Here is a 23,345-nt window from a genome sequence, read left to right as displayed (position 1 = left end):
TTCGACCCTGTGTCTTTATACCGAGCTGATGTATCGGCTCGATACATCCAGACGATAGAACGGGCCGGGTCGGTCGACAAGTGGCGACGTGGTGACCGGCATCACATCACCAATTCGTACGAGGCGAGTTGCCTGATTTGGGGTGAACTTCGGCACTGGTCGGGTTTTGGGCGTGCGTAGTCTGTGCGCCATGACACCGGGGGAACCGGAATTCACCTGCCGCTTCCAGGCCACTCGCCTGCCCGAGGAGTAGTCGTTCGATGAGCGAGCACCGCCGCAAACCGTCGCAGCCCCAGAGTGGTGGGCGGGCCGAGGCCCGCCGGGCCGCTCAGCAGCGCCCCGGCAGGGGCGCCGGGACCGGACGTGACGCCCCCGCGGCGTCACACAGCGGTCCCTATGCGGAACCCTCCGCACACGGCAGCAGAGCGGGAGCGCGCCGGGCAGGCCAGAGAGGATCCACCGGACGCGGCCGCGGTGCCGGGAACGCGGGCCGCGGTGCCGGCCGCCCCGACAAGCGGCTGATCAACTACCCGCGGTCGGACCGGGAGGGCTGGAAGCGGTTCCTGCCGTCCTGGAAGCTCGTCAGCGGTACGGCCCTGGGCTTCTTCTCGATCATCATCGCCGGTGCGGGCATCGGCATCGCCATGGTGAACACGCCCGACCCGAACAAGGCCGCCCAGGCGCAGAACAACGTATTCAAGTGGGCCAACGGCGACCAGATGGTGGCGACCGGCGGTTCGATGAACCGGCAGATCGTGCCGATCTCCAGCATCCCCCGGTCGATGAGGGACGCGGTGATCTCCGCGGAGAACGAGTCCTTCGAGACGGACAAGGGCGTCGACCCGATGGGCATCGCCCGCGCCGTGTGGAACATGGCCACGGGCGGCTCCACCCAGGGCGGCTCGACCATCACCCAGCAGTACGTGAAGAACACCTACCTGGACTCCGAGCAGACGCTCAAGCGCAAGGTCACCGAGCTCTTCATCGCGATCAAGCTGGGCACCACCGAGGAGAAGGACACCGTCCTCGCCGGCTACCTCAACACCGCCTACTACGGACGGGACGCCTACGGCATCCAGGCCGCGGCCCGCGCCTACTTCGGCAAGGACAGCAAGGACCTGAACCCCTCGGAGTGCGCCTTCCTGGCCTCCGTGCTCAAGGGCCCCAACCTGTACAACCCGGACGGCGGCATCGGCGCCGCGGCCACCCCCGAGCTCAACGAGCAGCGCGCCCGCAAGCGCTGGGCCTGGGTCCTGGACCGCGAGGTCGAGGTGGGCCGGATGGACAAGGCCGAGCGGGCGAAGTACGCGGACAAGGACTTCCCCGCTCGCGTCGAGTCGGCGCAGGCCCGCGGGATGACCGGCCAGATCGGCTACCTGGTCGACACGGCCAAGGCGTACGTGATGAAGACCAAGAACATCACCGCCGAGCAGATGGCCCTGGGCGGCTACGAGATCACGACCACCTTCGAGAAGCCGAAGGTGGACGCCCTGGCCAAGGCCGTCGAGGACACCCGCAACGGGCTCATCGACGAGAAGAAGCGCCCGGACACCGACACCTTCGTACAGTTCGGCGCGGCCTCCGTGAACGCGAAGACCGGCGCGCTCGTGGCCCTGTACGGCGGCCCGGGCTGGGACCACAAGTACTTCAGCAACAACGCCAACACCACGGGTGTCCCGGTCGGCTCGACCTGGAAGCCGTACGTGCTCGCGGCGGCGATGCAGTACGGCACCCAGAACTCCAAGGGCCAGGGCATCTCCGCCGACAGCAAGTACCAGGCCAACGACCTCACGGTGATCAACAACCGGGAGGGCAAGCCGCTGCGCGGCAAGGACGGCACCCCGTTCAAGCAGAAGAACGAGAGCCCCACCGCCTACGGGTACGTGACCCTCAACGAGGCGATGGAGAAGTCCATCAACGTCCCCTTCGCGCAGCTCGTCTTCGACGTCGGCCACGACAAGGTCCGCAAGGTGGCCGAGGCCACGGGCCTGCTCCCGGACTCGATGAGCGAGGCCAACGACGCCTCCTTCGCGCTCGGCACCTCGACCCCCAGCGCCATCCGCATGGCCGACTCGTACGCCACCTTCGCCACCTCCGGCACGCACCACGAGCCGTTCTCCGTGACCAAGGTCGAGAAGAACGGCGTGCCGCTGCCCGGCTTCGAGCCGACCAAGGCCCAGCGGGCCATGGACAACTCCGTCGCGGACAACATCACCAAGGTCCTCGAGAACGTCGTCCAGAACGGTACGGCGACCAAGGTCAAGAAGCTGGGCCGGCCCGCCGCGGGCAAGACCGGTACCACGGACGAGAACAAGTCGGCCTGGTTCGTCGGCTACACCCCGGAGCTGTCGACCTCCGTGGTCCTCTTCCGCAGCGACCCCAACTCGGCCGACAAGGCACTGCAGTCCATGAAGGGCGTCGGTGACATCCCCTCCATCCACGGTGGTGACATCCCGGCCGAGATCTGGACCGAGTACATGACGGAAGCGGTCAAGGGCACCCCGGAGACGAAGTTCCCCGAGCCCGAGGACACCGGCGTCGTCGCGAACGCCTCCGGAGCGCCCTCCCCCACCCCCTCGGCCCCGCCGTCCCCGTCGCCGACCCCGTCGATGACGCCGTCGGCCACCCCGTCGGGCCAGCCCTCCCCCTCCAGGAGCGGCAAGCCCTGCAAGCCGTGGCAGCTCTACTGCGACCCGACCCCCTCGCCCAGCGGCGGCAGCTCCGGCGGGCTCATCGGCGGTACCGACGGCGGCCCCAGCGGAACGCCGACGTCGACCGCCACCGGCGGCAGACCCGGCCGGCCGGGAGGCATCACCGGGGGATAGCAGCAGTACCCCGCCGGCGGGCCCGCCCCGTCCCGGCACGTGGAACCAGGAAGGCCGTCGCACCCGGTGCGACGGCCTTCCCCCATGTCCGGCCCCGTACGGCAGGATGACCCCCATGACGAAGGTGCACGAGGACCGTCCCGTACTGCCCACGCAGCAGGACGAGGTCGCCGCAGCCGGAAGCGAGTTCATCGGCGGCCCCCTCGGCCGCTACGCACGGCTCGGCGGCCACTGGCTGGGGCCGGTCCGCGTCGTGGTCCTGCTCGCCATCGGCATGTTCGCCCTCGGCATGGTGCAGAAGCTGCCCTGCTACGACTGGGCGTGGTTCCAGGGCGCGGGCTCGCAGTACACGCACGCCTGCTACTCCGACATCCCGCACCTGTTCGCGGCCCGCGGCTTCGCCGACAACCTGACGCCCTACTTCGACCGGCTCCCCGGCGACATGGAGTACCTGGAGTACCCGGTGCTCACCGGGCTCTTCATGGAAGTCGCCTCCTGGCTGACCCCGGGCACCGGCTCCATGCAGCACCGCGAGCAGATGTACTGGATGGTCAACGCGGGCATGCTGATGGCCTGTGCCGCGGTCATCGCCGTGTGCGTCGCCCGCACCCACCGCCGCCGCCCCTGGGACGCCCTGCTCTTCGCCCTCGCGCCGGCCTTCGCCCTCACCGCGACGATCAACTGGGACCTGCTGGCCATCGCCCTGACCGCCGCCGGAATGCTCATGTGGTCCCGGGGCCGGACGGTCCTCTCCGGCGTCTTCATCGGCCTGGCCACCGCCGCCAAGCTCTACCCCGTCCTGCTCCTCGGGGTGCTCTTCGTGCTGTGCTGGCGCGCCGGGAAGTGGCGCGCGTTCGGCGCCGCGACCCTCGGCGCGACCGCCGCCTGGCTCGTGGTGAACCTGCCGGTCATGCTGCTCGCCTGGGACGGCTGGTCGAAGTTCTACACCTTCAGCCAGGAGCGTCCGATCGACTTCGGCTCCGTGTGGCTGCTGATCTCCCAGCGCTCGGGCAACCCCCTCCACGACGCCAACACCTACGCGACCGGGCTGACCCTCCTGATGTGCGGGGCCATCGGACTGCTGACCCTGACCGCCCCCCGGCGCCCCCGCTTCGCCCAGCTGGCCTTCCTCGTCGTCGCCGCGTTCATCCTGGCCAACAAGGTCTACTCGCCGCAGTACGTGCTGTGGCTCATCCCGCTCGCCGCGCTGGCCCGGCCCCGCTGGCGGGACTTCCTGATCTGGCAGGCCGGCGAGGTCGTCTACTTCCTGGGGATCTGGTTCTACCTCGCCTACACGACCAGCGCCGACAAGCACCAGGGCCTTCCGGTGGAGGGCTACCAGCTGGCCATCACCGCCCACCTGCTGGCCACCCTGTACCTGTGCGCGGTCGTGGTCCGCGACATCCTGATGCCCGAGCGCGACGTCGTACGCCGCGACGGCTCGGACGACCCCTCAGGAGGCGTTCTGGACGGCGCCGAGGACGTGTTCGTGCTGTCGGACGCAGCGAGGGCGCCGCGGTACGCGGCGCCCTCGGAGGGACAGCGGGTCGACTGGGGCACGGAGCCCGGCGAGGACCGGCACTGAGCCGGACGGGCCACGGCCGTCGGGCCGGGGCCCGGCTCAGGCGTCGAGCACCCGGTCGAACTGCGTGGTGGTGTGGCGCAGGTGCGCCACGAGCTCGTCGCCGACCTTCGGCTCGGTCGTGTCGGAGGGGACGAACAGGATCGACACCTGCATGTGCGGCGGCTCCGCGAACCAGCGCTGCTTGCCCGCCCACACGAACGGCGAAAGGTTCCGGTTGACCGTGGCCAGGCCGGCCCGGGCGACGCCCTTGGCCCGCGGCATCACGCCGTGGAGCGCCTTGGGGGCCTCCAGGCCCACTCCGTGCGAGGTACCGCCGGCGACCACGACCAGCCAGCCGTCGGAAGCCGCCTTCTGCTGGCGGTAGCCGAAGCGGTCGCCCTTGGCGACGCGCGTGACGTCCAGGACCGCACCCCGGTACTCGGTCGCCTCGTGGTCGCCCAGCCACAGCCGGGTGCCGATGCGGGCCCGGAAGCGGGTCTGCGGGAACTGCTGCTGCAGCCGCGCCAGTTCCTCGGCCCGCAGGTGGCTGACGAACATGGTGTGCAGCGGGAGCCGGGCCGCGCGCAGCCGGTCCATCCAGCCGATGACCTCCTCGACGGCGTCGGAGCCGTCCGGGCGGTCCAGCGGCAGGTGCAGGGCGAAGCCCTCCAGCCGGACGTCCTCGATCGCGGAGTGCAGCTGCCCCAGGTCCTGCTCGGAGATGCCGTGGCGGCGCATCGAGCTCATGCACTCGATGACCACGCGGGCGCCGACCAGACTGCGGATCCCGTCCAGCGAGGCCACCGAGCGGATGACCCGGTCCGGCAGCGGCACCGGCTCCTCACCCCGCCGGAACGGGGTGAGGACCAGCAGGTCGCCGCCGAACAGGTCCTTGATGCTCGCGGCCTCGTACGTGGTGCCGACGGCGAGGACATCGGCACCCATCCGGGTGACTTCCTCGCACAGCCGCTCGTGGCCGAAGCCGTAGCCGTTGCCCTTGCAGACCGGGATCAGTCCGGGGAACTGGTCCTGGACCTGCTTCTGGTGCGCACGCCAGCGCGCGGTGTCGACGTAGAGCGTGAGCGCCATGCCCGTCCGGAGCCTCTCGTGTGGGGTGGGGGTGGAATCAGCGGCGCGACATGTAGATGTCGAGCGCCTTGTGGAGCACCTTGTTGAGCGGGAAGTCCCACTCGCCGACGTACTCGACGGCCTCGCCGCCCGTGCCGACCTTGAACTGGATCAGCCCGAACAGGTGGTCGTTCTCGTCCAGCGTGTCAGAGATGCCGCGCAGGTCGTAGACGCTGGCACCGAGTGCGTACGAATCGCGCAGCATCCGCCACTGCATCGCGTTCGACGGCCGGACCTCGCGCTTGTGGTTGGCGGAGGCGCCGTACGAGTACCAGACGTGCTGGCCGACGGTGAGCATCGTGGCGGCGGCCAGCGGCTCCCCCTCGTGCTTGGCGATGTACAGCCGCATCCGGTTGGGGTCCTCGGAGTTGAGGGCCGTCCACTGGCGCTGGAAGTAGCTGAGCGGGCGCGGGCGGAACTTGTCGCGCTCGGCCGTGATCTCGTACAGGTGCTGCCAGGTCGGCAGGTCGTCGTAGCCGCCCTGGACGACCTCGACGCCGGCCTTCTCGGCCTTCTTGATGTTGCGGCGCCACAGCTGGTTGAAGCCCTTGAGGACGTCGTCCAGCGAGCGGTTGGCCAGCGGCACCTGGAAGACGTAGCGGGGCTGGACGTCGCCGAAGCCGGCGCCGCCGTCCTCGGCCTGCTGCCAGCCCATGCGGCGCAGCTTGTCGGACACCTCGAAGGCGCGGGGCTCGATGTGCGAGGCCTCGACGTCGCGCAGTCGCTTGACCTCGGGGTCCTGGATGCCGGCCTTGATGGCGGTGGCGTTCCAGCGGCGGATGACGACGGGCGGGCCCATCTTCACGGTGAAGGCGCCCTGGTTCTTCAGGTGCGCCAGCATCGGCTGGAGCCACTCCTCCAGGTTCGGGGCGTACCAGTTGATGACCGGGCCCTCGGGCAGGTACGCGAGGTACCGCTTCACCTTGGGCAGCTGCCGGTACAGCACCAGCGCCGCACCGACGAGTTCGCCGGACTTGTCGAACCAGCCGAGGTTCTCCGAACGCCATTCGTTCTTGACGTCGGCCCATGCCGGGACCTGGCAGTGGCTAGCCGACGGCAGGCTCTGGAGGTACGCCAGATGCTGCTCTCGGCTGATGGTCCTCAGGGACAGGCTCATGCGGGGTGCTCCTCCGGCGGCTTCGCTGGCTATGGCGCGAAGCCTACTGCGACAGGGGCGCCACCCATCTGGGGGACGTGCCGGGGCCCGGGCCGGTGCTCGGCCGGCGCCCCGTCGCAGGGGTGTCCCGCTCGGCCTTGTCAGCCCCCGAAGAGGCCGCCGTGGAACATGCCGAGGAAGAAGCCGATGGCAGACGCGCCAAGGCCGATGATCAGTGCGAAGCGCTCGCGTGTCGTGACGGAGACGAACTGTCCGTACGCGCCGGTGAGGATCCCGATCAGCCCGGCCCACGTGGTGAGCAGGTGCAGGTTGTGGAAGAACGCCGTGATGAACGCCACGGCTCCGAGGATGAGGGTTGCCGCCATCAGGGCGTCCTGCAGCGGGTGGGGCTTGCCGTCGGTGGAGAGCAGCGAGATCGGAGGGGGCTGGGACTGGGGTTGCATGGCCTGTGCCATCGGAAGGCACCTCCTGGCTGAAGCAGAGCGGCGCTGGGGCCCGCCTCCGGCCGGGGCCGGGGGCATAGCACCGAGCACACCCGATGGATACAGATTGTGTCCCCCCGGCGCCGGATTTCAACCGGAAGGAGTCGAGCAGGTAGTCTGTACAGCTGCGCGGTGTCTGCTCTCGGACACCGTGCGCACGCATCACGACCCTCCTGCCACGGAACGACCGTGGCCGCTGAGTCCAAAGGAGGTGGGTTCCACATGCGTCACTACGAAGTGATGGTCATCCTCGACCCCGATCTCGAGGAGCGCGCTGTCTCCCCGCTGATCGAGAACTTCCTCTCCGTCGTCCGTGAGGGCAACGGAAAGGTCGAGAAGGTCGACACCTGGGGCCGTCGTCGTCTCGCTTACGAGATCAAGAAGAAGCCCGAGGGCATCTACTCGGTCATCGACCTCCAGGCCGAGCCTGCGGTCGTCAAGGAGCTTGACCGACAGCTGAACCTGAACGAGTCGGTTCTCCGGACCAAGGTCCTTCGCCCCGAGACCCACTGAACTCCGGTTCAGCGGTAATCGGGATCGAGTAGCACAGCAGCCCAGCAGCAATCCCCGCCGAGAGGTTCATCCATGGCAGGCGAGACCGTCATCACGGTCGTCGGCAATCTCGTCGACGACCCCGAGCTGCGCTTCACCCCCTCGGGTGCGGCGGTCGCGAAGTTCCGTGTCGCGTCCACCCCCCGCACCTTCGACCGTCAGACCAACGAGTGGAAGGACGGCGAGAGCCTGTTCCTGACCTGCTCGGTGTGGCGGCAGGCGGCTGAGAACGTCGCCGAGTCCCTTCAGCGAGGCATGCGCGTCATCGTGCAGGGCCGGCTGAGGCAGCGGTCGTACGAGGACCGTGAGGGTGTCAAGCGCACGGTCTACGAGCTGGACGTCGAGGAAGTCGGCCCCAGCCTGAAGAACGCCACGGCCAAGGTCGCCAAGACCACGGGTCGCGGTGGCCAGGGTGGATACGGCGGCGGCGGTCAGCAGCAGGGTGGTGGCGGCGGCTGGGGCGGAGCCCCCAGCGGCGGCGGCCAGCAGGGCGGCGGAGCTCCCTCCGACGACCCGTGGGCGTCCAGCGCGCCGGCCGGTGGCCAGCAGCAGGGCGGCGGCGGAGGCGGCTGGGGTGGAAACTCCGGCGGCTCCGGCGGTGGCTACTCGGACGAGCCGCCCTTCTAGGGCAGCTCGCATCCACACTTCTTGATCACACAGGAGAGACACAATGGCGAAGCCGCCTGTGCGCAAGCCTAAGAAGAAGGTCTGCGCGTTCTGCAAGGACAAGACCGCATACGTGGACTACAAGGACACGAACATGCTGCGGAAGTTCATTTCCGACCGCGGCAAGATCCGTGCCCGCCGCGTTACCGGCAACTGCACGCAGCACCAGCGTGACGTCGCCACGGCCGTGAAGAACAGCCGTGAGATGGCGCTGCTGCCCTACACGTCCACCGCGCGATAAGGAAAGGGTGACCGACTAATGAAGATCATCCTGACCCACGAGGTCTCTGGCCTCGGCACCGCCGGCGATGTCGTCGACGTCAAGGACGGTTACGCTCGCAACTACCTGGTCCCGCGTGGTTTCGCGATCCGCTGGACCAAGGGTGGCGAGAAGGACGTGGCGCAGATCCGCCGCGCCCGCAAGATCCACGAGATCGCGACCATCGAGCAGGCCAACGAGGTCAAGGCCAAGCTCGAGGGCGTGAAGGTCCGTCTGGCCACCCGCGCGGGTGACGCCGGTCGTCTCTTCGGTTCCGTGACCCCGGCCGACATCGCCACGGCGATCGAGGCTTCGGGTGGCCCGAAGGTCGACAAGCGCCGCGTCGAGCTGGGCTCCCCGATCAAGACCCTCGGTTCGTACCAGGTCTCCGTGCGTCTGCACGCCGACGTGGCCGCGAACGTGGGCATCGAGGTCGTCGCCGCCTAAGGGCCGCGAAACGAAGGGCCGCACCCCACGGGGTGCGGCCCTTCGTCATGTTTCACGTGAAACATCACTCAGCGAGTGGCTCCTGCGACCAGCCAGCGGCCCGAGCGGGCGCGCAGCTGGAGGGTGGCCATGCGGACCAGCATCATCAGCGTCATGGCGCACCACAGGGCCGTCACGCCGCCGCCCAGGACGGGGACGAGCAGGGCGGCCGGGGTGAAGACCGCGAGGGTCAGCAGCATGGCCCGGGCCAGGTAGGGTCCGTCGCCCGCGCCCATGAGGACGCCGTCGAGGACGAAGACCACGCCGCCGACGGGCTGGGAGACGGCCACGACCAGCAGGGCGGGCAGGATGGCGTGTTCGACCGCCGGATCGCTGGTGAACAGCGGGATCAGGAGCGGGCGGGCCACGACGACCAGCAGGCCGAGCACGATGCCCGAGCCGATGCCCCACTGGACCATGCGCCTGCAGACGGCCTTGGCGCCCTCGGTGTCGCCGGCGCCCAGGTAGCGGCCGATGATCGCCTGTCCGGCGATGGCGATGGCGTCCAGGGCGAAGGCGAGCAGGCTCCACAGGGAGAGCAGGACCTGGTGGGCGGCGATGTCCGCGTCGCCGAGCCGGGCGGCCACGGCGGTCGCGATGAGCAGGATGGCGCGCAGGGACAGCGTGCGGACGAGCAGCGGCGCACCTGCTTGTGCACAGGCCCGGATCCCCGCCGCGTCCGGGCGCAGGGAGGCGCCGTGCCGGCGGGCGCCGCGCACGACCACGACGAGGTAGGCGGCGGCCATGGCGCACTGGGCGATGACCGTGCCCCAGGCGGAGCCGGCGATGCCGAGCCCGGCACCGTAGACGAGGGCGGCGTTCAGGGCGCCGTTGAGGGCGAAGCCGCCGACGGCGACGTAGAGCGGCGTACGGGTGTCCTGGAGGCCGCGGAGGACGCCCGTGGCGGCGAGGACCATGAGCATGGCCGGGATGCCGAGGGCGGAGATCCGCAGATAGGTGACCGCGTACGGGGCGACGGTGTCGGAGGCCCCGAAGAGGGAGACGAGCGAGGGGGCCGTGGGCAGGACCACGGCGATGACGGCGGCGCCGAGCAGGAGGGCGAGCCAGACGCCGTCCATGCCCTGCCGGATCGCCCCCTGGAGGTCGCCCGCGCCGACCCGGCGGGCGACCGCCGAGGTGGTGGCGTAGGCGAGGAAGACGAAGACGCTCACGGCGGTGGTGAGCAGTGCGGCGGCGATGCCGAGGCCGGCCAGCTGGGACGTGCCGAGGTGCCCCACGATGGCGCTGTCGGCCAGCACGAAGAGGGGTTCGGCGACGAGTGCGCCGAAGGCGGGGACGGCGAGGGCGAAGATCTCCCGGTCGTGCCGTCTCGGCGCAGCCTTCGGCGCTGTGGGGGCCTGTGTCATGCGCTCAATCTAATCTTCCACAGGTAATAGACGCAAGACCCTTTAGATCCTTACGGTGACGCCGATCAAGGCGTTCTCGCAGCCTCATTGGTGGCGATCTTGAGACAGTGGCCAAGATTTTTCCCGCACAGGGTCGATGACCGAAGAATCTGCAGGTCAGGTGTGGTGTGTGGGTAGGGCAGGTGATTTTGTCCACAGCGTCGTCCCCCGGTCCGTGCACAGCTTCCGGGGAGTTACCCACAGCATTGGCGCCGTCGTCCACATGTCATCCACACAGCCTGTGGATAACAAGATTGGCTGACGCCGCTCGCGGCCCTACCGTGGTGCGTTGCCCGACTCGCCGACAGCCGATTCGGGTGCCCCAAATGTCAGAGCCGTGTCGTAGAAAGAGTGGCACGGCAAGGTCCGCTTTGCGGACGGGAGGAGGCGGCCCGGTGAGCATGCCCGAGCCCATGGACGACCCCTGGGCCGACAGCGGTCCTGGTGACCGTCTGCCCGCCCGTCCGCGCCGCAACAGCGAGGGCCGCGGCCGCGGGGACGAACAGCACGACCGGGGCCGCGAGGGCGGCTCCTGGGACGGCGGCGGCAGCGGTGGCGGCGGCTTCGAGCGCGTCCCTCCGCAGGACCTCGACGCCGAGCAGTCGGTGCTCGGCGGCATGCTGCTGTCGAAGGACGCCATCGCCGACGTCGTCGAGGTGATCAAGGGCCACGACTTCTACAGGCCCTCGCACGAGACGATCTACCAGGCCATCCTCGACCTGTACGCCAAGGGCGAGCCGGCCGACCCGATCACGGTCGGCGCCGAGCTGACCCGGCGCGGCGAGATCAGCAAGGTCGGCGGGGCGTCGTACCTGCACACGCTGGTGCAGTCCGTGCCGACGGCGGCGAACGCCGAGTACTACGCGGAGATCGTCCACGAGCGGGCGGTGCTGCGCCGGCTGGTCGCGGCCGGCACGAAGATCACGCAGATGGGATACGCGGCCGACGGCGACGTCGACGAGATCGTCAACAGCGCCCAGGCCGAGATCTACGCCGTCACCGAGCAGCGGACCTCCGAGGACTACCTGCCGCTGGGCGACATCATGGAGGGCGCGCTCGACGAGATCGAGGCGATCGGCTCCCGCAGCGGCCAGATGTCGGGTGTCCCGACCGGCTTCACGGACCTCGACTCGCTCACCAACGGCCTGCATCCCGGCCAGATGATCGTCATCGCCGCCCGTCCCGCCATGGGCAAGTCGACCCTGGCGCTGGACTTCGCCCGGGCCTGCTCCATCAAGGCCAACCTGCCCAGCGTGATCTTCTCCCTCGAAATGGGACGCAACGAGATCGCGATGCGCCTGCTGTCGGCGGAGGCCCGCGTGGCCCTGCACCACATGCGCTCGGGAACGATGACGGACGACGACTGGACCAGGCTGGCCCGCCGGATGCCGGACGTCTCCGCCGCCCCGCTGTACATCGATGATTCGCCCAACCTGTCGATGATGGAGATCCGCGCCAAGTGCCGCCGGCTCAAGCAGCGCAACGACCTCTCGCTCGTGGTCATCGACTACCTCCAGCTGATGCAGTCGGGTGGTTCGCGCCGTCCCGAGAGCCGTCAGCAGGAGGTTTCGGACATGTCCCGAAACCTCAAGCTGCTGGCCAAGGAGCTCGAGGTCCCCGTGATCGCGCTCTCCCAGCTGAACCGTGGTCCCGAGCAGCGCACCGACAAGAAGCCGATGGTCTCCGACCTGCGTGAGTCGGGCTCCATCGAGCAGGACGCCGACATGGTGATCCTGCTGCACCGCGAGGACGCGTACGAGAAGGAGTCCCCGCGCGCAGGTGAGGCGGACCTGATCGTGGCGAAGCACCGCAACGGCCCCACGGCCACCATCACCGTGGCCTTCCAGGGCCACTATTCGCGGTTCGTGGACATGGCCAACACGTAGCATCCGATCATGGATGAGCTTGCTGAGGACCTGGAACTTCTCCCTTCCACCCGGCGTTCGCTGAGACACCGGATCGCCGTGGCGCAGAGCGCGGGGCGGGCGCCGTCGGTGGTGGCGGCCGTCGTGCGGGGCGGGGAGGTGGTCTGGGAGGGCTCCCGGACCTCCGTGGAGGGGCACGGCCCGGACGGGGACGTCCAGTACCGGATCGGGTCGATCAGCAAGACCTTCACGGCTGTTCTGGTGCTGCGGCTGCGGGACGAGGGGCTGCTGTCGCTCGCAGATCCGCTGGAGCGGCACCTGCCCGGCACCGGGGCCGGTGAGGTGACCGTCGCCCAACTGCTGGCCCACACCGCCGGACTTGCGGCGGAGACGCCCGGCCCGTGGTGGGAGCGCACACCGGGCGAGCTGCGGCCCGAGCTGGCCGACGTACTGGGCGCGGAGCCGTTCAAGCACGCGCCCGGGCACCGGCACCACTACTCCAACCCCGGTTACACACTGCTGGGTTCGCTCGTGGAGGCGCTGCGCGGGAGGCCGTGGGAGGAGGTGCTGCGGGCCGAGGTGCTGGAGCCGCTGGGGCTGAGCCGTACGAGCGGGGCGCCGCAGGCCCCGCACGCGGGTGGTTGGGCGGTGCACCCGTGGGCGGACGTCATGATGCCGGAGCCGCTGGAGGACCTGGGCCTGATGGCTCCGGCCGGTCAGCTGTGGTCGACGACAAGGGACTTGGCCCGGTTCGCGGACTTCCTGATGCGCGGGGACGAGCGGGTGCTGAGTGCGCAGTCCGTACGGGAGATGCGCACCGCGGTGGCGCCGCCGGAGCCGGGCTTCGCCGAACTCGGCTACGGACTGGGCATGCAGCTGATGGCCCAGGGCGAGCGCCGGCTGGCGGGACACAGCGGATCACTGCCCGGCTTCGTCGCGGGCCTGTGGCTGAGCGAGGCGGACGACGTGGCGGCGGTGGTGCTGGCGAACTGCACCTCGGGGCTGCCGGCGGCGACGGTGGCAGCGGACCTGGTCGGCATCGTGGCGGATGCCGAGCCGCGGTTTCCGGCGCCCTGGCGGCCGTTCCGGGAGTCGGACCGGGTGCCGCTGGAGCTGTGCGGCCCCTGGTACTGGGGGACTTCGGCGTACGGGGTGCGGCTGAAGGCGGACGGGTCGCTGGAGCTGGCACCGCTGGGCGGGTCGGGGCGGTCGGCGCGGTTCCGGGCCGAGGCGGACGACAGCTGGACGGGGCTGTCCGGCTACTACGCCGGGGAGACGTTGCGGGCGGTGCGCCGGGAGGACGGCTCGGTGAGCCACCTCGACCTGGCGTCCTTCGTGTTCACGCGGGAGCCGTACGACGCCGGGGCCCCGGTGCCCGGCGGCGTGGACCCGCAGGGCTGGCGGGGCATCGGCTGAGGTCCCGGCTGACGTCCCGGCCGACGTCCCGGCTCTGCCTCAGGCGACGAGTTCGCGCTCGAGCGGCGTGCGGAAGCGGGGGGTGATGCGGGCTTCCCCGAGCCATCCGGCGAGCCGGTCGGCCTCGGCGGTGACCGCCTCCTCGGCGTCCCGGCCGGGGCTGCCCAGCAGTCGCCAGACGATCTCGCCGTCGGCCCGCTGGGCCCAGCCGCCGACGATCTCGCCGTTCCACCAGACGGTGGGGCCGATGTTGCCGGCGTAGTCGAAGAGCGCGCTCCTGTGCTCGGGGTCGAGGTGGAAGCCGCGGTCGGCCCAGCCCATGGCGGTGGGGTCGAGGCCGGGCAGGAGGGCGGCCCAGGGCTCGGTGGCGGGCTCGGGCGCCGTGTCGCCGGGGCAGACGAGCGCGGTGGTGCCGTCGTCGAGGCGGACCTGCTCGGGGCCGACGGCGGCGAGGGCCTTGCGGACGTCGGTGAGGGTCCAGCCGGTCCACCACTTGAGGTCGGCCTCGGAGGCGGGACCGTAGGCCTGGAGCCAGCGCCGGGCGATCTCGGCGCGTGCCTCGGGTGCGGATACGGGGGGCCACGGCTCGGTGTGGACCCAGCGGTACTGGCTGGAGGTCCAGGAACCGCGCGGGCGGTCGCGGCGGATCCTGCCGTCGGCGGCGAGGAGGCGGATCACCCGGGTGGCGACGCCCGTCTCGGTCTCGTACTTCTTCCCACGGCCAATGGTGATCTTCTGGCGCAGGGCGGGCACGGCGGCGGACAGCTGGCTGCCGGTGGAGGGGCCGCGGGCGTCGAGCGCATCGAGGGCGGAGGCTTCCGCCAGGGCCAGCCATTCGGCATCGAGGCCCTGTCCGTCCTCGTCGAGGTGTTTGAGCAGGGTGCGGCGTTCCTTGAGGGCGATTGCGCGGGAGGTGGAGGAGTCGACGTACGGGGCCAGTTCGGCGGAGACGGCGAAGAGCGTGTTGCGCATGCTGAGCAGCCGCACGAGGCTGACGTCCTCGTAGAGGGCCCGCTCGACCGCCTCGGGACCGCCCTCGGCCAGCCGGGCGCGGGCGGAGAGGAAGACGGTCGCGGCGTCGGTGGCGTGCAGGGCGACGACGGCATCGGCCGCCTGGGGCACCGTGGCGGCGCGGGCCGAGGGGGCCAGGCGGTGGCGCCGGCCGAGCCGGTCGCGACGCTCGGCAGTGGTGACGAGGGGGAGGCTGGGGCTCATCCTCCCGATCGTAGGCCGGGCCGCGGACAGGGCGGCCCGGCCTGCCGTCCGGCCGGTCAGAGCTGCATTTTGAACCCGACGTGGGAGGCGGCGAAGCCGAGCCGCTCGTAGAAGCGGTGGGCGTCGGTCCGGGTCGCGTCGGAGGTCAGCTGCACGAGGTCGCAGTTCTCGGCGCGGGACTTCTCGATGGCCCATTCGATGAACCGGGTGCCCAGGCCGCTGCCGCGCTCGTCGGCATGCACGCGGACGCCTTCGATGATGGAGCGGGTGGATCCCTTGCGGGAGAGGCCCGGGACGATCGTCAGCTGGAGGGTGCCGACGACCCGCTCTGCGCGGACGGCGACGACCAGGTGCTGATGGGGGTCGTCGACGAGGCGCTTGAGGGCCGTGCGGTACGGGGTGAGGTCGTCCGGGGATTCGCGGGTGGCGCCGAGCGGGTCGTCGGCCAGCATGGCGACGATGGCGGGCAGGTCGGCCTCGGTGGCCGGGCGGATGGACAGGCCGGAGAGGTCGGAGAGGCCGGCCTGGTTCGGGTTGCCGTTCGGGGTGTCGTTCGGGGTGTTCAAGAGGGTTTCCTTTCTCAGCCCGCTGCCACGGTGAGGGGCGCCCAGCGGCGGGTCCAGTCACCGGGCAGTCCGGGGATGCCGCGCGTCATCACGGCGTTGAAGGCGATCGATTCGAGGCCGCGGTCCTTGAGCCAGCCGAGGAGCTCCTCGTGGCGGACGTCGACATCGGTGCGCAGCGGCCGGTCGGTGCCCTTCGCGAGTGCGGTGATCAGCGACTGGGCGGTTCCGGTGTCGCGGGCGACCAGCGGGCCGATGACATGGGTGTCCATGTTGGGCCAGGCCGCGGCGTATCCCGTGAGGGTGCCGTCGCCGGTGGGGTCCTCGGCGACGATCAGCTGATCGGCGAAGGCGGGCAGCCGGATGATCAGGTGGGTGCGGTCGGTGCCGAAGACCTCGGCATCCAGGCGCAGGATGCGCTGGAGGTCTTCGGCGTTGGCGGGCCGGACCCGGGGGGTGCCGTACCGGCCGGGAGTGCCCTCGGGGCGGAAGGTGCCCATGAGCATCTCGGCGCGGGCGGTGGTGTCGAAGCCGAGTTCCTCGTAGAGGGGGCGGCCGTAGGGAGTGGCGTGCAGGGTGAGGGGGACGCCCTCGAGTACGTCGTCACAGACGTGCCCCATGAGGCGGCGCCCCAGGCCCTGGCGGGCGTAGCGCTCGGCGACGAGGACCATCCCGATGGCGGCGAGCTCCGGTCCGGTGTGGGTGGTGCCGTACTGGGTGACGACGCAAGCGGCTGCAAGTCCTCGCCCGTCGGGGGCGTCCACGCCGTAGCCGTTTCCGGCGGCGAGGAGGAGTCCCCATTTGTGGTCCTCGCGTGGCCAGCCACGGTCCTCTGACAGGTCGGCGCAGTGGTGGAGATCGTCCACGCTCAGCGCCCGGATCGGCAGGTCGGTGATGTGTGGTGGTGTCACCCGCCCCAGACTGGATCATCGATAGGGGCCAGTCCAGGGGATTTGGGCCAATGTTTCACGTGAAACATTTGGCTCGACCGGGGAATTCGGCCGATGTTTCACGTGAAACACCGGCCGTGAAACAGGGTGTCCCGCCAGGAAGGCACCGGATAGCCTCGACCGCTATGACCCAACTGCACCTCTTCGACCTCGACGGCACGCTGATGTACGGCTCTGCGGCGCCGGTCGAGATCTCCCGTCAGCTCGGCGTGGGTGCCGAGATCGCCGCTCTGGAGCGGTCCTTCGGCGCCGGGGAGATCGGGCCGCACCAGTTCTCGGTGGCGGCACGCGAACTCTGGGCGGACCTGACGCCGGCCCATGTCCGGGCGGCCTTCGAGGGCGCGCCCTGGCTCGCGGGCATCCAGGACGTGTGGCGGGAGATCCGGGAGCGCGGGGACTACTGCGCGGTGATTTCCCTGTCGCCGTCGTTCTTCGTGGAACTGCTGCTGGAGTGGGGTGCGCACGCCGCGCACGGGTCGGTCTTCCCCGAGGTGCCGTTCACCCGGCCCGTGGAGGCGGCAGGGATCCTGACGCCCGAGGGCAAGGTCACGGTGGCGGACCGGCTGTGCGAGCAGTTCGGGGTGGGCCGGGGCGACTGTGTCGCGTACGGGGATTCGAGGACCGACGCCGTGCTGTTCGAGGCCGTTTCGGTCTCCGTGGCGGTCAATGCGCGGCCTTATCTGGCGGAGCGCGCGACCCATGTGTACGAGGGCAGGGACCTGAGAGAGGCATATCAGCTCGTAGGGGCGGCGCGCCCGGGAGTTGCAGCATCTTAAGGGGAAAGTGGGTTCGAAACGCGGATTTTCCGCAATTCCCCCCCGGCATCTGAGTCGGCTGGCACGCTGTGAAGCCCGGATCCACGGATTCACAGGCCGTGGCGTGTGCAAACCGACCGAGATGCTCGAAGCGAGGCACCGCATGGACGCTCCGCCCACCAGATCGGCCAGACGGGGAACGGCCCGGATACCCGGTGAGGGCGAGGTGCCAGAGGCCTCGCCCGACGCCGTGCTGATCCGCCGGACCCTCGCAGAGATCGCACCGGTCGCCGACAGGGTGACCTCGTACTTCTACGCATTGGTGTTCACGGGACATCCGGAGGTCCGGGGCATGTTCCCCGCGGCCATGGACGTACAGCGGGACCGGTTGCTGAAGGCGCTGCTCACCGCCGCCGAGCACATCGACAATCCGGATGTGCTCGCCCCCTACCTGCGCCGGCTGGGCACGGGGCACCGCAAGTACGGCACCATGGCCGGGCATTACCCCGTGGTGGGCGAGGCGCTGATCGGGGCGCTGGCCCGGTACGCGCACGAGACCTGGGGGCCGGAGACGGAGGCCGCGTGGGTGCGGGCGTACACCGCGATCTCCCAGATCATGATCGACGCGGCGGCGGAGGACGAGACGAAGGCCCCCGCGTGGTGGCACGCGGAGGTGGTCTCCCACGATCTGCGCACGCCGGACATCGCGGTGCTGACGGTCCGCCCCGACCAGCCGTACGCCTTCCTGGCCGGCCAGTACACGAGTCTGGAGACCCCGTGGTGGCCGAGGGTGTGGCGGCACTACTCGTTCGCCTCGGCGCCGCGTGCTGACGGGCTGCTGTCCTTCCACGTCAAGGCCGTGCCCGCGGGGTGGGTCTCCAACGCGCTGGTGCGCCACGCCCGTCCGGGAGACGTGCTGCGCCTGGGGCCGCCGGCCGGGTCGATGGTCGTGGACCACACCACGGACAACGGAATGCTGTGCCTGGGCGGCGGCACCGGCATCGCGCCGATCAAGGCATTGATCGAGGACGTGGCCGAGCACGGGGAGCGGCGGCCCGTGGAGGTGTTCTACGGGGCGCGCAGCGACCACGACCTCTACGACAAGGACACCCTGCTGGGGCTGCAGCGCACGCACCCGTGGCTGTCGGTGCGCCCGGTGGTCGGCGAGGCACTGGCCGGGCAGCTGCCGCAGGCGGTGGGCGAGCACGGGCCGTGGAGTTCGTACGACGCGTTCATCTCGGGGCCGCCCGCGATGATCCGCAACGGGGTGGACGAGCTCAAGCGGATCGGGATCCCCGGCGAGCGGATCCGGCACGACGCGGTGGAGGAGCTCGCGGGCGTGGCGGGCTGAGGCCGGCGGTGACGTCCCGCCGGCCTCGGGGAGCCGCTCTCCGGGGCCGCTCTCGGTTCTCAGGGCACGGTGTCAGCCGAGGTCGGAAGCGTGCATGGCGCGGACCCCCTCGATGTTGCCGTCGAGGTAGTGCCGCAGGGACAGCGGGACGAGGTGGACGGCGGCGATGCCGACCCGGCTGAAGGGGACGCGGACGATCTCGTACTCGCCCTCCGGCTCGTCGATCTCGGGGCCGTGCCGTTGGCTGGGGTTCATGGATTCGAGGTGGCAGACGAAGAAGTGCTGCACCTTCACTCCGGTCACTCCGCCGTCGGCGATGTGCTCGACGGTGTCGACGAAGCAGGGCACCACATCGGTGATCTTCGCGCCGAGTTCCTCGTGGACCTCGCGGTGGAGGGCGTCGATGACGGTGGCGTCCGAAGACTCCACTCCCCCGCCGGGGGTCACCCAGTACGGATCGACGCCGGGCTTGGTGCGCTTGATGAGGATCAGGTCGTCACCGTCGAGCAGGATCGCGCGGGCGGTGCGTTTGACCACGGGACGTTCGGTCATGGGAGAAGAGTGGCCCAGCACTCCGCTTCTGAAACGCGCCAAGGGTCTCGAACGGGAACTCACCAGTGCGCGGCGGCGTGCAGCAGCAGCTCGTGGGCCCGTGCGAGGTGGGCGAGTGCGAGGCCGCCGGCCCGGGTGACGAGGAACCACGTGCGCAGCGGCGGTACCGGGGGCTCGGCCAGGGCCACGATCCGGCCGCTGTCGAGGGCGTCCTGGCACAGGTAGCGGGGGATCACGGCGAGCCCGGCGCCGGACTGCACGCATTCCAGTACGGCGCGCAGATCGGGCGCGACCACGGTGGCGGCGGCGTCGGGCGGGGCCTCGAAGACGGTGGCCCAGTAGCGGGTGACGAGGGGCAGGCTCTCGTGGACCTCGACGAGCGGGATGCCGTCGAGCGCGGCGGGTCCCTCCTCGCGCAGCCGGTCCCGGCCGACGAGGGCGGCCCAGTAGGGCGCGGAGACCAGGACGTGCTCCTCGTCGCACAGGGCGGTGGCGGTGAAGAGCCCGCGCGGGCGCGCGGTGGTGACGACGAGGTCGTGGTGCCCGGCGGCGAGGCCGTCGAGGGCCTCCTCGGCTCCGGTCTGCAGGGTCGCGCGCAGGGTGTGGCCCCGGCCGACCAGCGGTGCGAGGGCGGGCAGTACCCGCAGGCCCAGGAATTCCGGGGGTCCCGCGACGTGCAGGGTGCGCAGGGCACCGGCGACCTCGCGCTCGGTCTCGGTGATCCGCAGCAGGGCGTCGAGGTGCGGGGCGGCCTTGTGGGCGAGTTCGTCACCGACGGCGGTGGGGGTGACGCCGCGGGCGCGGCGGTGGAAGAGGGGGCGCCCCAGCTGGCGTTCGAGGGTGCGGATCTGCGAGGTGACGGCCGGCTGGGACAGGCCCAGGAGGGCGGCGGCGCGGGTGAAGGAGCCGGCCCGGTGGACGGCGACGAAGGTGCGCAGCAGAGCCAGGTCCATCGCGGCACCTCGACCTTTCGGTGGGGGCCTTCAACTATAAATATGCGGATAGGACCCTGTCGCTACCGTGATTGGACTCTGACGCAGAGTCAATTAGCCTTGTCGCGTGGTTCTCGGCGGTGTCTTCCCCGCGATGGAACCGGGCGGTCCGAGCCATGAGGGGGGAGGCTCGGACCGCTTCCCAGGGCCCGTTCAGCTGTCTGCGGTGGCCGAATCGAGTGCTCGCAGGACGTCCGAGACCAGGTCCTCGGTGTCCTCGGCCCCGGCGGAGAAACGGATGAAGCCCTCCGGCACGGCGTCCCCGCCCCATCGTCCGCGCCGCTCGGCGGTGGACCGTACGGAGCCGAAACTCGTGGCGTCCTCGACCAGGTGCAGAGCGTCCATGAAGCGTTCCGCGTGTGCGCGGTCGGGCACTGTGAAGGAGACGACCGAGCCGAAGGCGCGCATCTGGCGGGCGGCCGTCTTGTGCGAGGGGTCCGTGGCAAGTCCCGGGTAGCGCACGCCGGTCACCTCGGCACGGCCGGTCAGGGCCTCCGCGACGGCCAGCGCATTGGCCCACTGGCGCTGTGCGCGCAACTGGATGGTGGCGAGCGAGCGGTGGGCGAGCCAGGCCTCCATCGGGCCGGGGATGGCACCGACGATCTTGCGCCAGCGGCGGACGAGGGCGGCGAGTCCGGCGTCCCGGCAGACCACGTAGCCGAGGAGCAGGTCGCCGTGGCCGGTGAGGCCCTTGGTGCCGCTGGCGACGGAGAAGTCCGCTCCGAGCTCCAGCGGCCGCTGTCCGAGCGGTGTGGCCAGGGTGTTGTCGACGGCGACCAGGGTCCCGCCGGCGTGTGCGGCCTCCACGAGACGGCGGACGTCGCAGACGTCGAGCCCCGGGTTGGAGGGGGTCTCGATCCACAGCAGCCGGGCCCCGTCGAGGACGGTGAGCTGGGCTTCGCCGGCGGTCGGGGCGGTGCGCACGTCGATCCCGTACGCCTCCATCTGCTCGCGCAGCAGCGGCAGTGCCTGGTAGCCGTCGTCGGGCAGGACGACGGTGTCGCCGCTGCGCGCCTGGGAGAGGAGCACGGCGGACACCGCGGCCATCCCGGAGGCGAAGACGACGGTGTGGACGTCCTGGCCGGGGGCCTCGAGTTCCCCGATGGCCCGTTCCAGCAGGGTCCAGGTGGGGTTGGTGTCGCGGCCGTAGGTGTACGGGCCCTCCACGTCGCCGGGCAGGTGGAAGTGGGCGGCGAAGGCGGGGCCGGGCAGGGTCGGTTCGTTCTTGACGGGGGCGGGCAGTCCGGCGCGGACGGCGAGGGTGCCGTCGCCGAGCCGGGCAGCCGCGCCGGTGCCGGAACCAGTGCCGGAGTCGGGGTGTTCGTTCACAGGGTGTGCTCCTTCAGGGCCAGGGCGTCGCGTACGGCCTCCAGCAGGCCGGGGCTCGCCGCCTCGACCAGCTCCAGGCATTCCTCGAACCCGTCGAACGGCCCGTAGTAGGGGTCGGGTACGTCGCCGTCCGCGGCCGCGGGGTCGAAGGACCGCAGCAGCCTGACCTTGGCGGCGTCCTCCGGGGTGGGTGCGAGCCTCCGGAGGTCCCGCAGGTGACCGGCGTCGAGGGCGATGACGAGGTCGAGGCCGGCGAACCACGAGGACCGGAACTGCCGGGCGCGGTGGTGCTGCTCGTACCCGGCGCCCTCCAGGACGGAGACGGTGCGGGGGTCGGCCGGGTGGCCCTCGTGCCAGCCGCCGGTCCCGGCGCTGTCGACCTCGACCAGCGCGCCGAGTCCGGCTTCGGCGACGTGGGCGCGGAAGACGGACTCGGCCATGGGCGAGCGGCAGATGTTGCCCGTGCAGACGAAGCACACGCGGTACATGGGGGGCCTGTTCAGTTCTTGTCGGGCAGGACCATGTTCACGGCCCAGCTGACGATGGAGATGATCAGGCCGCCGAGGAGGGCGGTCCAGAAGCCGTCGACGTGGAAGCTGAGGTCGAGCTGCTTGGCCAGCCAGGAAGTCAGCATCAGCATCAGGGCGTTCACGACGAGGGTGAACAGGCCCAGGGTGATGACGAACAGCGGCAGCGAGAGCAGCTTCACCACGGGCTTGACGATGACGTTGACCAGGCCGAAGACCAGCGCGACCAGCAGCAGTGTCAGGGTCCGGCGGCCCAGGCTGCTGCCGTCGTCGAGGGTGATGCCGGCGAGCAGCCAGATGGCAACGGCGAGGGCCGCCGCGTTGGCGATCGTCTTGACTACGAAATTTGTCATGTGTCTGATCGTGGCAGAGAAGATCCTGGGGGGACATCCGCAGATCAGCGGAGACCCGGGGACGACTGATCACAAGGGGCACAAGGACGATGAAAGCGTTCCGGCTGGACGAGCTCGAAGCGGAGCGGGCTGCCAACGACGGCGCCTATCTGCAGTTCCTGCGTGAGCGGAACATGTCGGTCGGGCTGTACGCACTCGACGCGGGGCAGAGCGATCCGCAGCAGCCGCACGGCCAGGACGAGGTGTACTTCGTGGTGAGCGGGCGGGCCTCCATCACGGTCGGGGAGGAGACGACGACGGTGGCGCGCGGCAGCGTGGTCTACGTCCCGGCGGGGGTCCCGCACAAGTTCCACCACATCAGCGAGGACTTGAGGGTGATGGTGGTGTTCTCCCCGCCGGAGGGCTGAGCTGCTCGTCGTGTCAGGGTCGCGGGCCCGTTCCGGCGTCCGGCCCCTAGGGGGCGGATCAGGGGACTCCGGGGGCTCGCGGGCCCCCGCGGGCATCTGCGGACTCCTAGCATCGAGAGCAGGAAGTCACGGATGTGGACGAGAACGAGGAAGAGGTCGAGGAGACATGAACGGGATCCGAGAGACGTTCGCGGGGATGCCCTGGTGGGTCAAGTGGGTCGCTGTTCCGCTGCTGGTGCTGTTCGTCTTCGGCGGTGTGATCACCAGCTTCCTGAGCTTCCTGGTCGGGTTCGTCTTCAAGCTGCTCCTCTTCGCGGCCCTGGTCGGCGGCCTGGTCTTCATCGTGAAGAAGGTCGGGCGAGGCGGATCGAAGTCCTCCTCCAGCGAGTGGTAGAAGTATGCGGACGGCGTGGTTCCGCGATTGCGCCAGGTGAGGGAACATGAGGCGGTAAACCGCTCACAGGCCCGGAATCGGCGGATAGAGTGGCAATCTGTGCCGTTCCCTGGGCACCGAAAGTCGGCAACTCCGCTCTGACCTGCGGTTCTGTCAAGTAGCCGCTGAGTACGACCCCCAGGACCGATGGC

General features: G+C 70.3%; 24 protein-coding genes. 12 read left to right on the top strand and 12 right to left on the bottom strand.

All coding sequences use genetic code 11. From position 1 onward, the window contains the following. Positions 1-260: 260 nt before the first annotated feature. Both ACIGFK_RS08075 and ACIGFK_RS08070 read left to right on the top strand, forming a co-directional pair. On the top strand, positions 261-2,825 hold the full coding sequence (locus ACIGFK_RS08075) for a transglycosylase domain-containing protein (protein WP_376662278.1): 2,565 nt from the start codon (positions 261-263) through the stop codon (positions 2,823-2,825). A gap of 115 nt (positions 2,826-2,940) precedes the next feature. Continuing rightward, positions 2,941-4,410, top strand: a complete 1,470-nt coding sequence (locus ACIGFK_RS08070; protein ID WP_376656146.1) for a glycosyltransferase family 87 protein — start codon at positions 2,941-2,943, stop codon at positions 4,408-4,410. A gap of 36 nt (positions 4,411-4,446) precedes the next feature. Here the strand turns inward: ACIGFK_RS08070 and ACIGFK_RS08065 are convergent, their stop codons facing one another. From ACIGFK_RS08065 to ACIGFK_RS08055, 3 genes are all read right to left on the bottom strand, one after another. After that, a complete protein-coding gene (locus ACIGFK_RS08065; RefSeq protein WP_376656147.1) occupies positions 4,447-5,478 on the bottom strand; it encodes an alanine racemase in 1,032 nt (343 codons plus the stop codon). A 37-nt stretch (positions 5,479-5,515) separates the two neighbouring features. Continuing rightward, positions 5,516-6,634 (bottom strand): lipid II:glycine glycyltransferase FemX, encoded by a 1,119-nt coding sequence (locus tag ACIGFK_RS08060; protein ID WP_376656148.1) that lies wholly within the window; start codon positions 6,632-6,634, stop codon positions 5,516-5,518. A gap of 140 nt (positions 6,635-6,774) precedes the next feature. Then, the gene (locus ACIGFK_RS08055; RefSeq protein WP_386467281.1) at positions 6,775-7,089 is read right to left on the bottom strand and encodes a hypothetical protein; all 315 of its coding nucleotides are present in this window, start codon (positions 7,087-7,089) and stop codon (positions 6,775-6,777) included. Positions 7,090-7,338: 249 nt separating this feature from the next. Here ACIGFK_RS08055 and rpsF point away from each other — a divergent pair, with 249 nt between their 5' ends. The 4 genes from rpsF (at position 7,339) to rplI (ending at position 9,040) form a co-directional block, all read left to right on the top strand. Further along, positions 7,339-7,629 carry a 30S ribosomal protein S6 gene (rpsF, locus tag ACIGFK_RS08050; protein ID WP_015034882.1) on the top strand — a complete coding sequence of 97 codons (291 nt, stop codon included), beginning with the start codon at positions 7,339-7,341 and terminating at the stop codon, positions 7,627-7,629. A gap of 72 nt (positions 7,630-7,701) precedes the next feature. Next, positions 7,702-8,295: a single-stranded DNA-binding protein gene (locus ACIGFK_RS08045; protein WP_376656150.1), complete on the top strand. Its 594-nt coding sequence runs from the start codon at positions 7,702-7,704 to the stop codon at positions 8,293-8,295. Between the two features lie 43 nt (positions 8,296-8,338). Continuing rightward, on the top strand, positions 8,339-8,575 hold the full coding sequence (gene rpsR / locus ACIGFK_RS08040) for a 30S ribosomal protein S18 (protein WP_005315025.1): 237 nt from the start codon (positions 8,339-8,341) through the stop codon (positions 8,573-8,575). An 18-nt stretch (positions 8,576-8,593) separates the two neighbouring features. Then, positions 8,594-9,040: a 50S ribosomal protein L9 gene (rplI, locus tag ACIGFK_RS08035; protein ID WP_376656151.1), complete on the top strand. Its 447-nt coding sequence runs from the start codon at positions 8,594-8,596 to the stop codon at positions 9,038-9,040. Between the two features lie 68 nt (positions 9,041-9,108). On the opposite strand, the gene ACIGFK_RS08030 is transcribed toward rplI, so the two are convergent. Continuing rightward, positions 9,109-10,446: an MATE family efflux transporter gene (locus tag ACIGFK_RS08030; RefSeq protein ID WP_376656152.1), complete on the bottom strand. Its 1,338-nt coding sequence runs from the start codon at positions 10,444-10,446 to the stop codon at positions 9,109-9,111. A gap of 452 nt (positions 10,447-10,898) precedes the next feature. On the opposite strand from ACIGFK_RS08030, the gene dnaB reads away from it, so the two are divergent. Continuing rightward, positions 10,899-12,371, top strand: coding sequence for a replicative DNA helicase (gene dnaB / locus ACIGFK_RS08025; protein ID WP_376656194.1), 1,473 nt, complete (start codon positions 10,899-10,901; stop codon positions 12,369-12,371). Positions 12,372-12,380: 9 nt separating this feature from the next. Next, the gene (locus tag ACIGFK_RS08020; protein WP_400050970.1) at positions 12,381-13,766 is read left to right on the top strand and encodes a serine hydrolase domain-containing protein; all 1,386 of its coding nucleotides are present in this window, start codon (positions 12,381-12,383) and stop codon (positions 13,764-13,766) included. Positions 13,767-13,805: 39 nt separating this feature from the next. Here the strand turns inward: ACIGFK_RS08020 and ACIGFK_RS08015 are convergent, their stop codons facing one another. The 3 genes from ACIGFK_RS08015 to ACIGFK_RS08005 are packed head-to-tail and all read right to left on the bottom strand — an operon-like array spanning position 13,806 to position 16,455. Next, complete coding sequence (locus ACIGFK_RS08015) at positions 13,806-14,981, bottom strand: winged helix DNA-binding domain-containing protein (protein ID WP_376656154.1); 1,176 nt, start codon at positions 14,979-14,981, stop codon at positions 13,806-13,808. Between the two features lie 56 nt (positions 14,982-15,037). After that, positions 15,038-15,547 carry a GNAT family N-acetyltransferase gene (locus ACIGFK_RS08010; RefSeq protein ID WP_376656155.1) on the bottom strand — a complete coding sequence of 170 codons (510 nt, stop codon included), beginning with the start codon at positions 15,545-15,547 and terminating at the stop codon, positions 15,038-15,040. A gap of 14 nt (positions 15,548-15,561) precedes the next feature. Further along, positions 15,562-16,455 (bottom strand): GNAT family N-acetyltransferase, encoded by an 894-nt coding sequence (locus ACIGFK_RS08005; RefSeq protein WP_376656156.1) that lies wholly within the window; start codon positions 16,453-16,455, stop codon positions 15,562-15,564. A 164-nt stretch (positions 16,456-16,619) separates the two neighbouring features. On the opposite strand from ACIGFK_RS08005, the gene ACIGFK_RS08000 reads away from it, so the two are divergent. Both ACIGFK_RS08000 and ACIGFK_RS07995 read left to right on the top strand, forming a co-directional pair. After that, on the top strand, positions 16,620-17,270 hold the full coding sequence (locus tag ACIGFK_RS08000) for an HAD family hydrolase (protein ID WP_376656157.1): 651 nt from the start codon (positions 16,620-16,622) through the stop codon (positions 17,268-17,270). A gap of 142 nt (positions 17,271-17,412) precedes the next feature. Beyond that, on the top strand, positions 17,413-18,600 hold the full coding sequence (locus ACIGFK_RS07995) for a globin domain-containing protein (protein ID WP_376656158.1): 1,188 nt from the start codon (positions 17,413-17,415) through the stop codon (positions 18,598-18,600). Positions 18,601-18,672: 72 nt separating this feature from the next. Here ACIGFK_RS07995 and ACIGFK_RS07990 read toward each other — a convergent pair whose 3' ends face one another. The 5 genes from ACIGFK_RS07990 to ACIGFK_RS07970 form a co-directional block, all read right to left on the bottom strand. Then, entirely contained in the window at positions 18,673-19,152 is a 480-nt protein-coding gene (locus ACIGFK_RS07990) for an NUDIX domain-containing protein (protein WP_376656159.1), read from the bottom strand. 59 nt (positions 19,153-19,211) lie between these two features. After that, positions 19,212-20,105, bottom strand: coding sequence for a LysR family transcriptional regulator (locus tag ACIGFK_RS07985; RefSeq protein ID WP_400050967.1), 894 nt, complete (start codon positions 20,103-20,105; stop codon positions 19,212-19,214). Positions 20,106-20,297: 192 nt separating this feature from the next. Next, complete coding sequence (locus tag ACIGFK_RS07980) at positions 20,298-21,473, bottom strand: cystathionine gamma-lyase (RefSeq protein WP_400050965.1); 1,176 nt, start codon at positions 21,471-21,473, stop codon at positions 20,298-20,300. Next, a complete protein-coding gene (locus ACIGFK_RS07975; RefSeq protein ID WP_376656162.1) occupies positions 21,470-21,961 on the bottom strand; it encodes a low molecular weight protein-tyrosine-phosphatase in 492 nt (163 codons plus the stop codon). Before ACIGFK_RS07975 ends, ACIGFK_RS07980 begins: the two co-directional genes overlap by 4 nt. An 11-nt stretch (positions 21,962-21,972) precedes the next feature. Beyond that, positions 21,973-22,353, bottom strand: a complete 381-nt coding sequence (locus ACIGFK_RS07970; protein WP_376656163.1) for a phage holin family protein — start codon at positions 22,351-22,353, stop codon at positions 21,973-21,975. An 89-nt stretch (positions 22,354-22,442) separates the two neighbouring features. On the opposite strand from ACIGFK_RS07970, the gene ACIGFK_RS07965 reads away from it, so the two are divergent. Together ACIGFK_RS07965 and ACIGFK_RS07960 are read left to right on the top strand one after the other, a co-directional pair. Then, complete coding sequence (locus ACIGFK_RS07965) at positions 22,443-22,760, top strand: cupin domain-containing protein (RefSeq protein ID WP_376656164.1); 318 nt, start codon at positions 22,443-22,445, stop codon at positions 22,758-22,760. Positions 22,761-22,926: 166 nt separating this feature from the next. Continuing rightward, complete coding sequence (locus tag ACIGFK_RS07960; RefSeq protein ID WP_376656165.1) at positions 22,927-23,154, top strand: DUF5326 family protein; 228 nt, start codon at positions 22,927-22,929, stop codon at positions 23,152-23,154. Positions 23,155-23,345: the final 191 nt, after the last annotated feature.

Origin of the sequence: Streptomyces sp. NPDC085524 (genome assembly GCF_044541755.1) — a bacterium.
In the GTDB taxonomy this organism is placed as follows: domain Bacteria; phylum Actinomycetota; class Actinomycetes; order Streptomycetales; family Streptomycetaceae; genus Streptomyces.
This window is presented reverse-complemented; position numbering and strand designations above follow the sequence as displayed.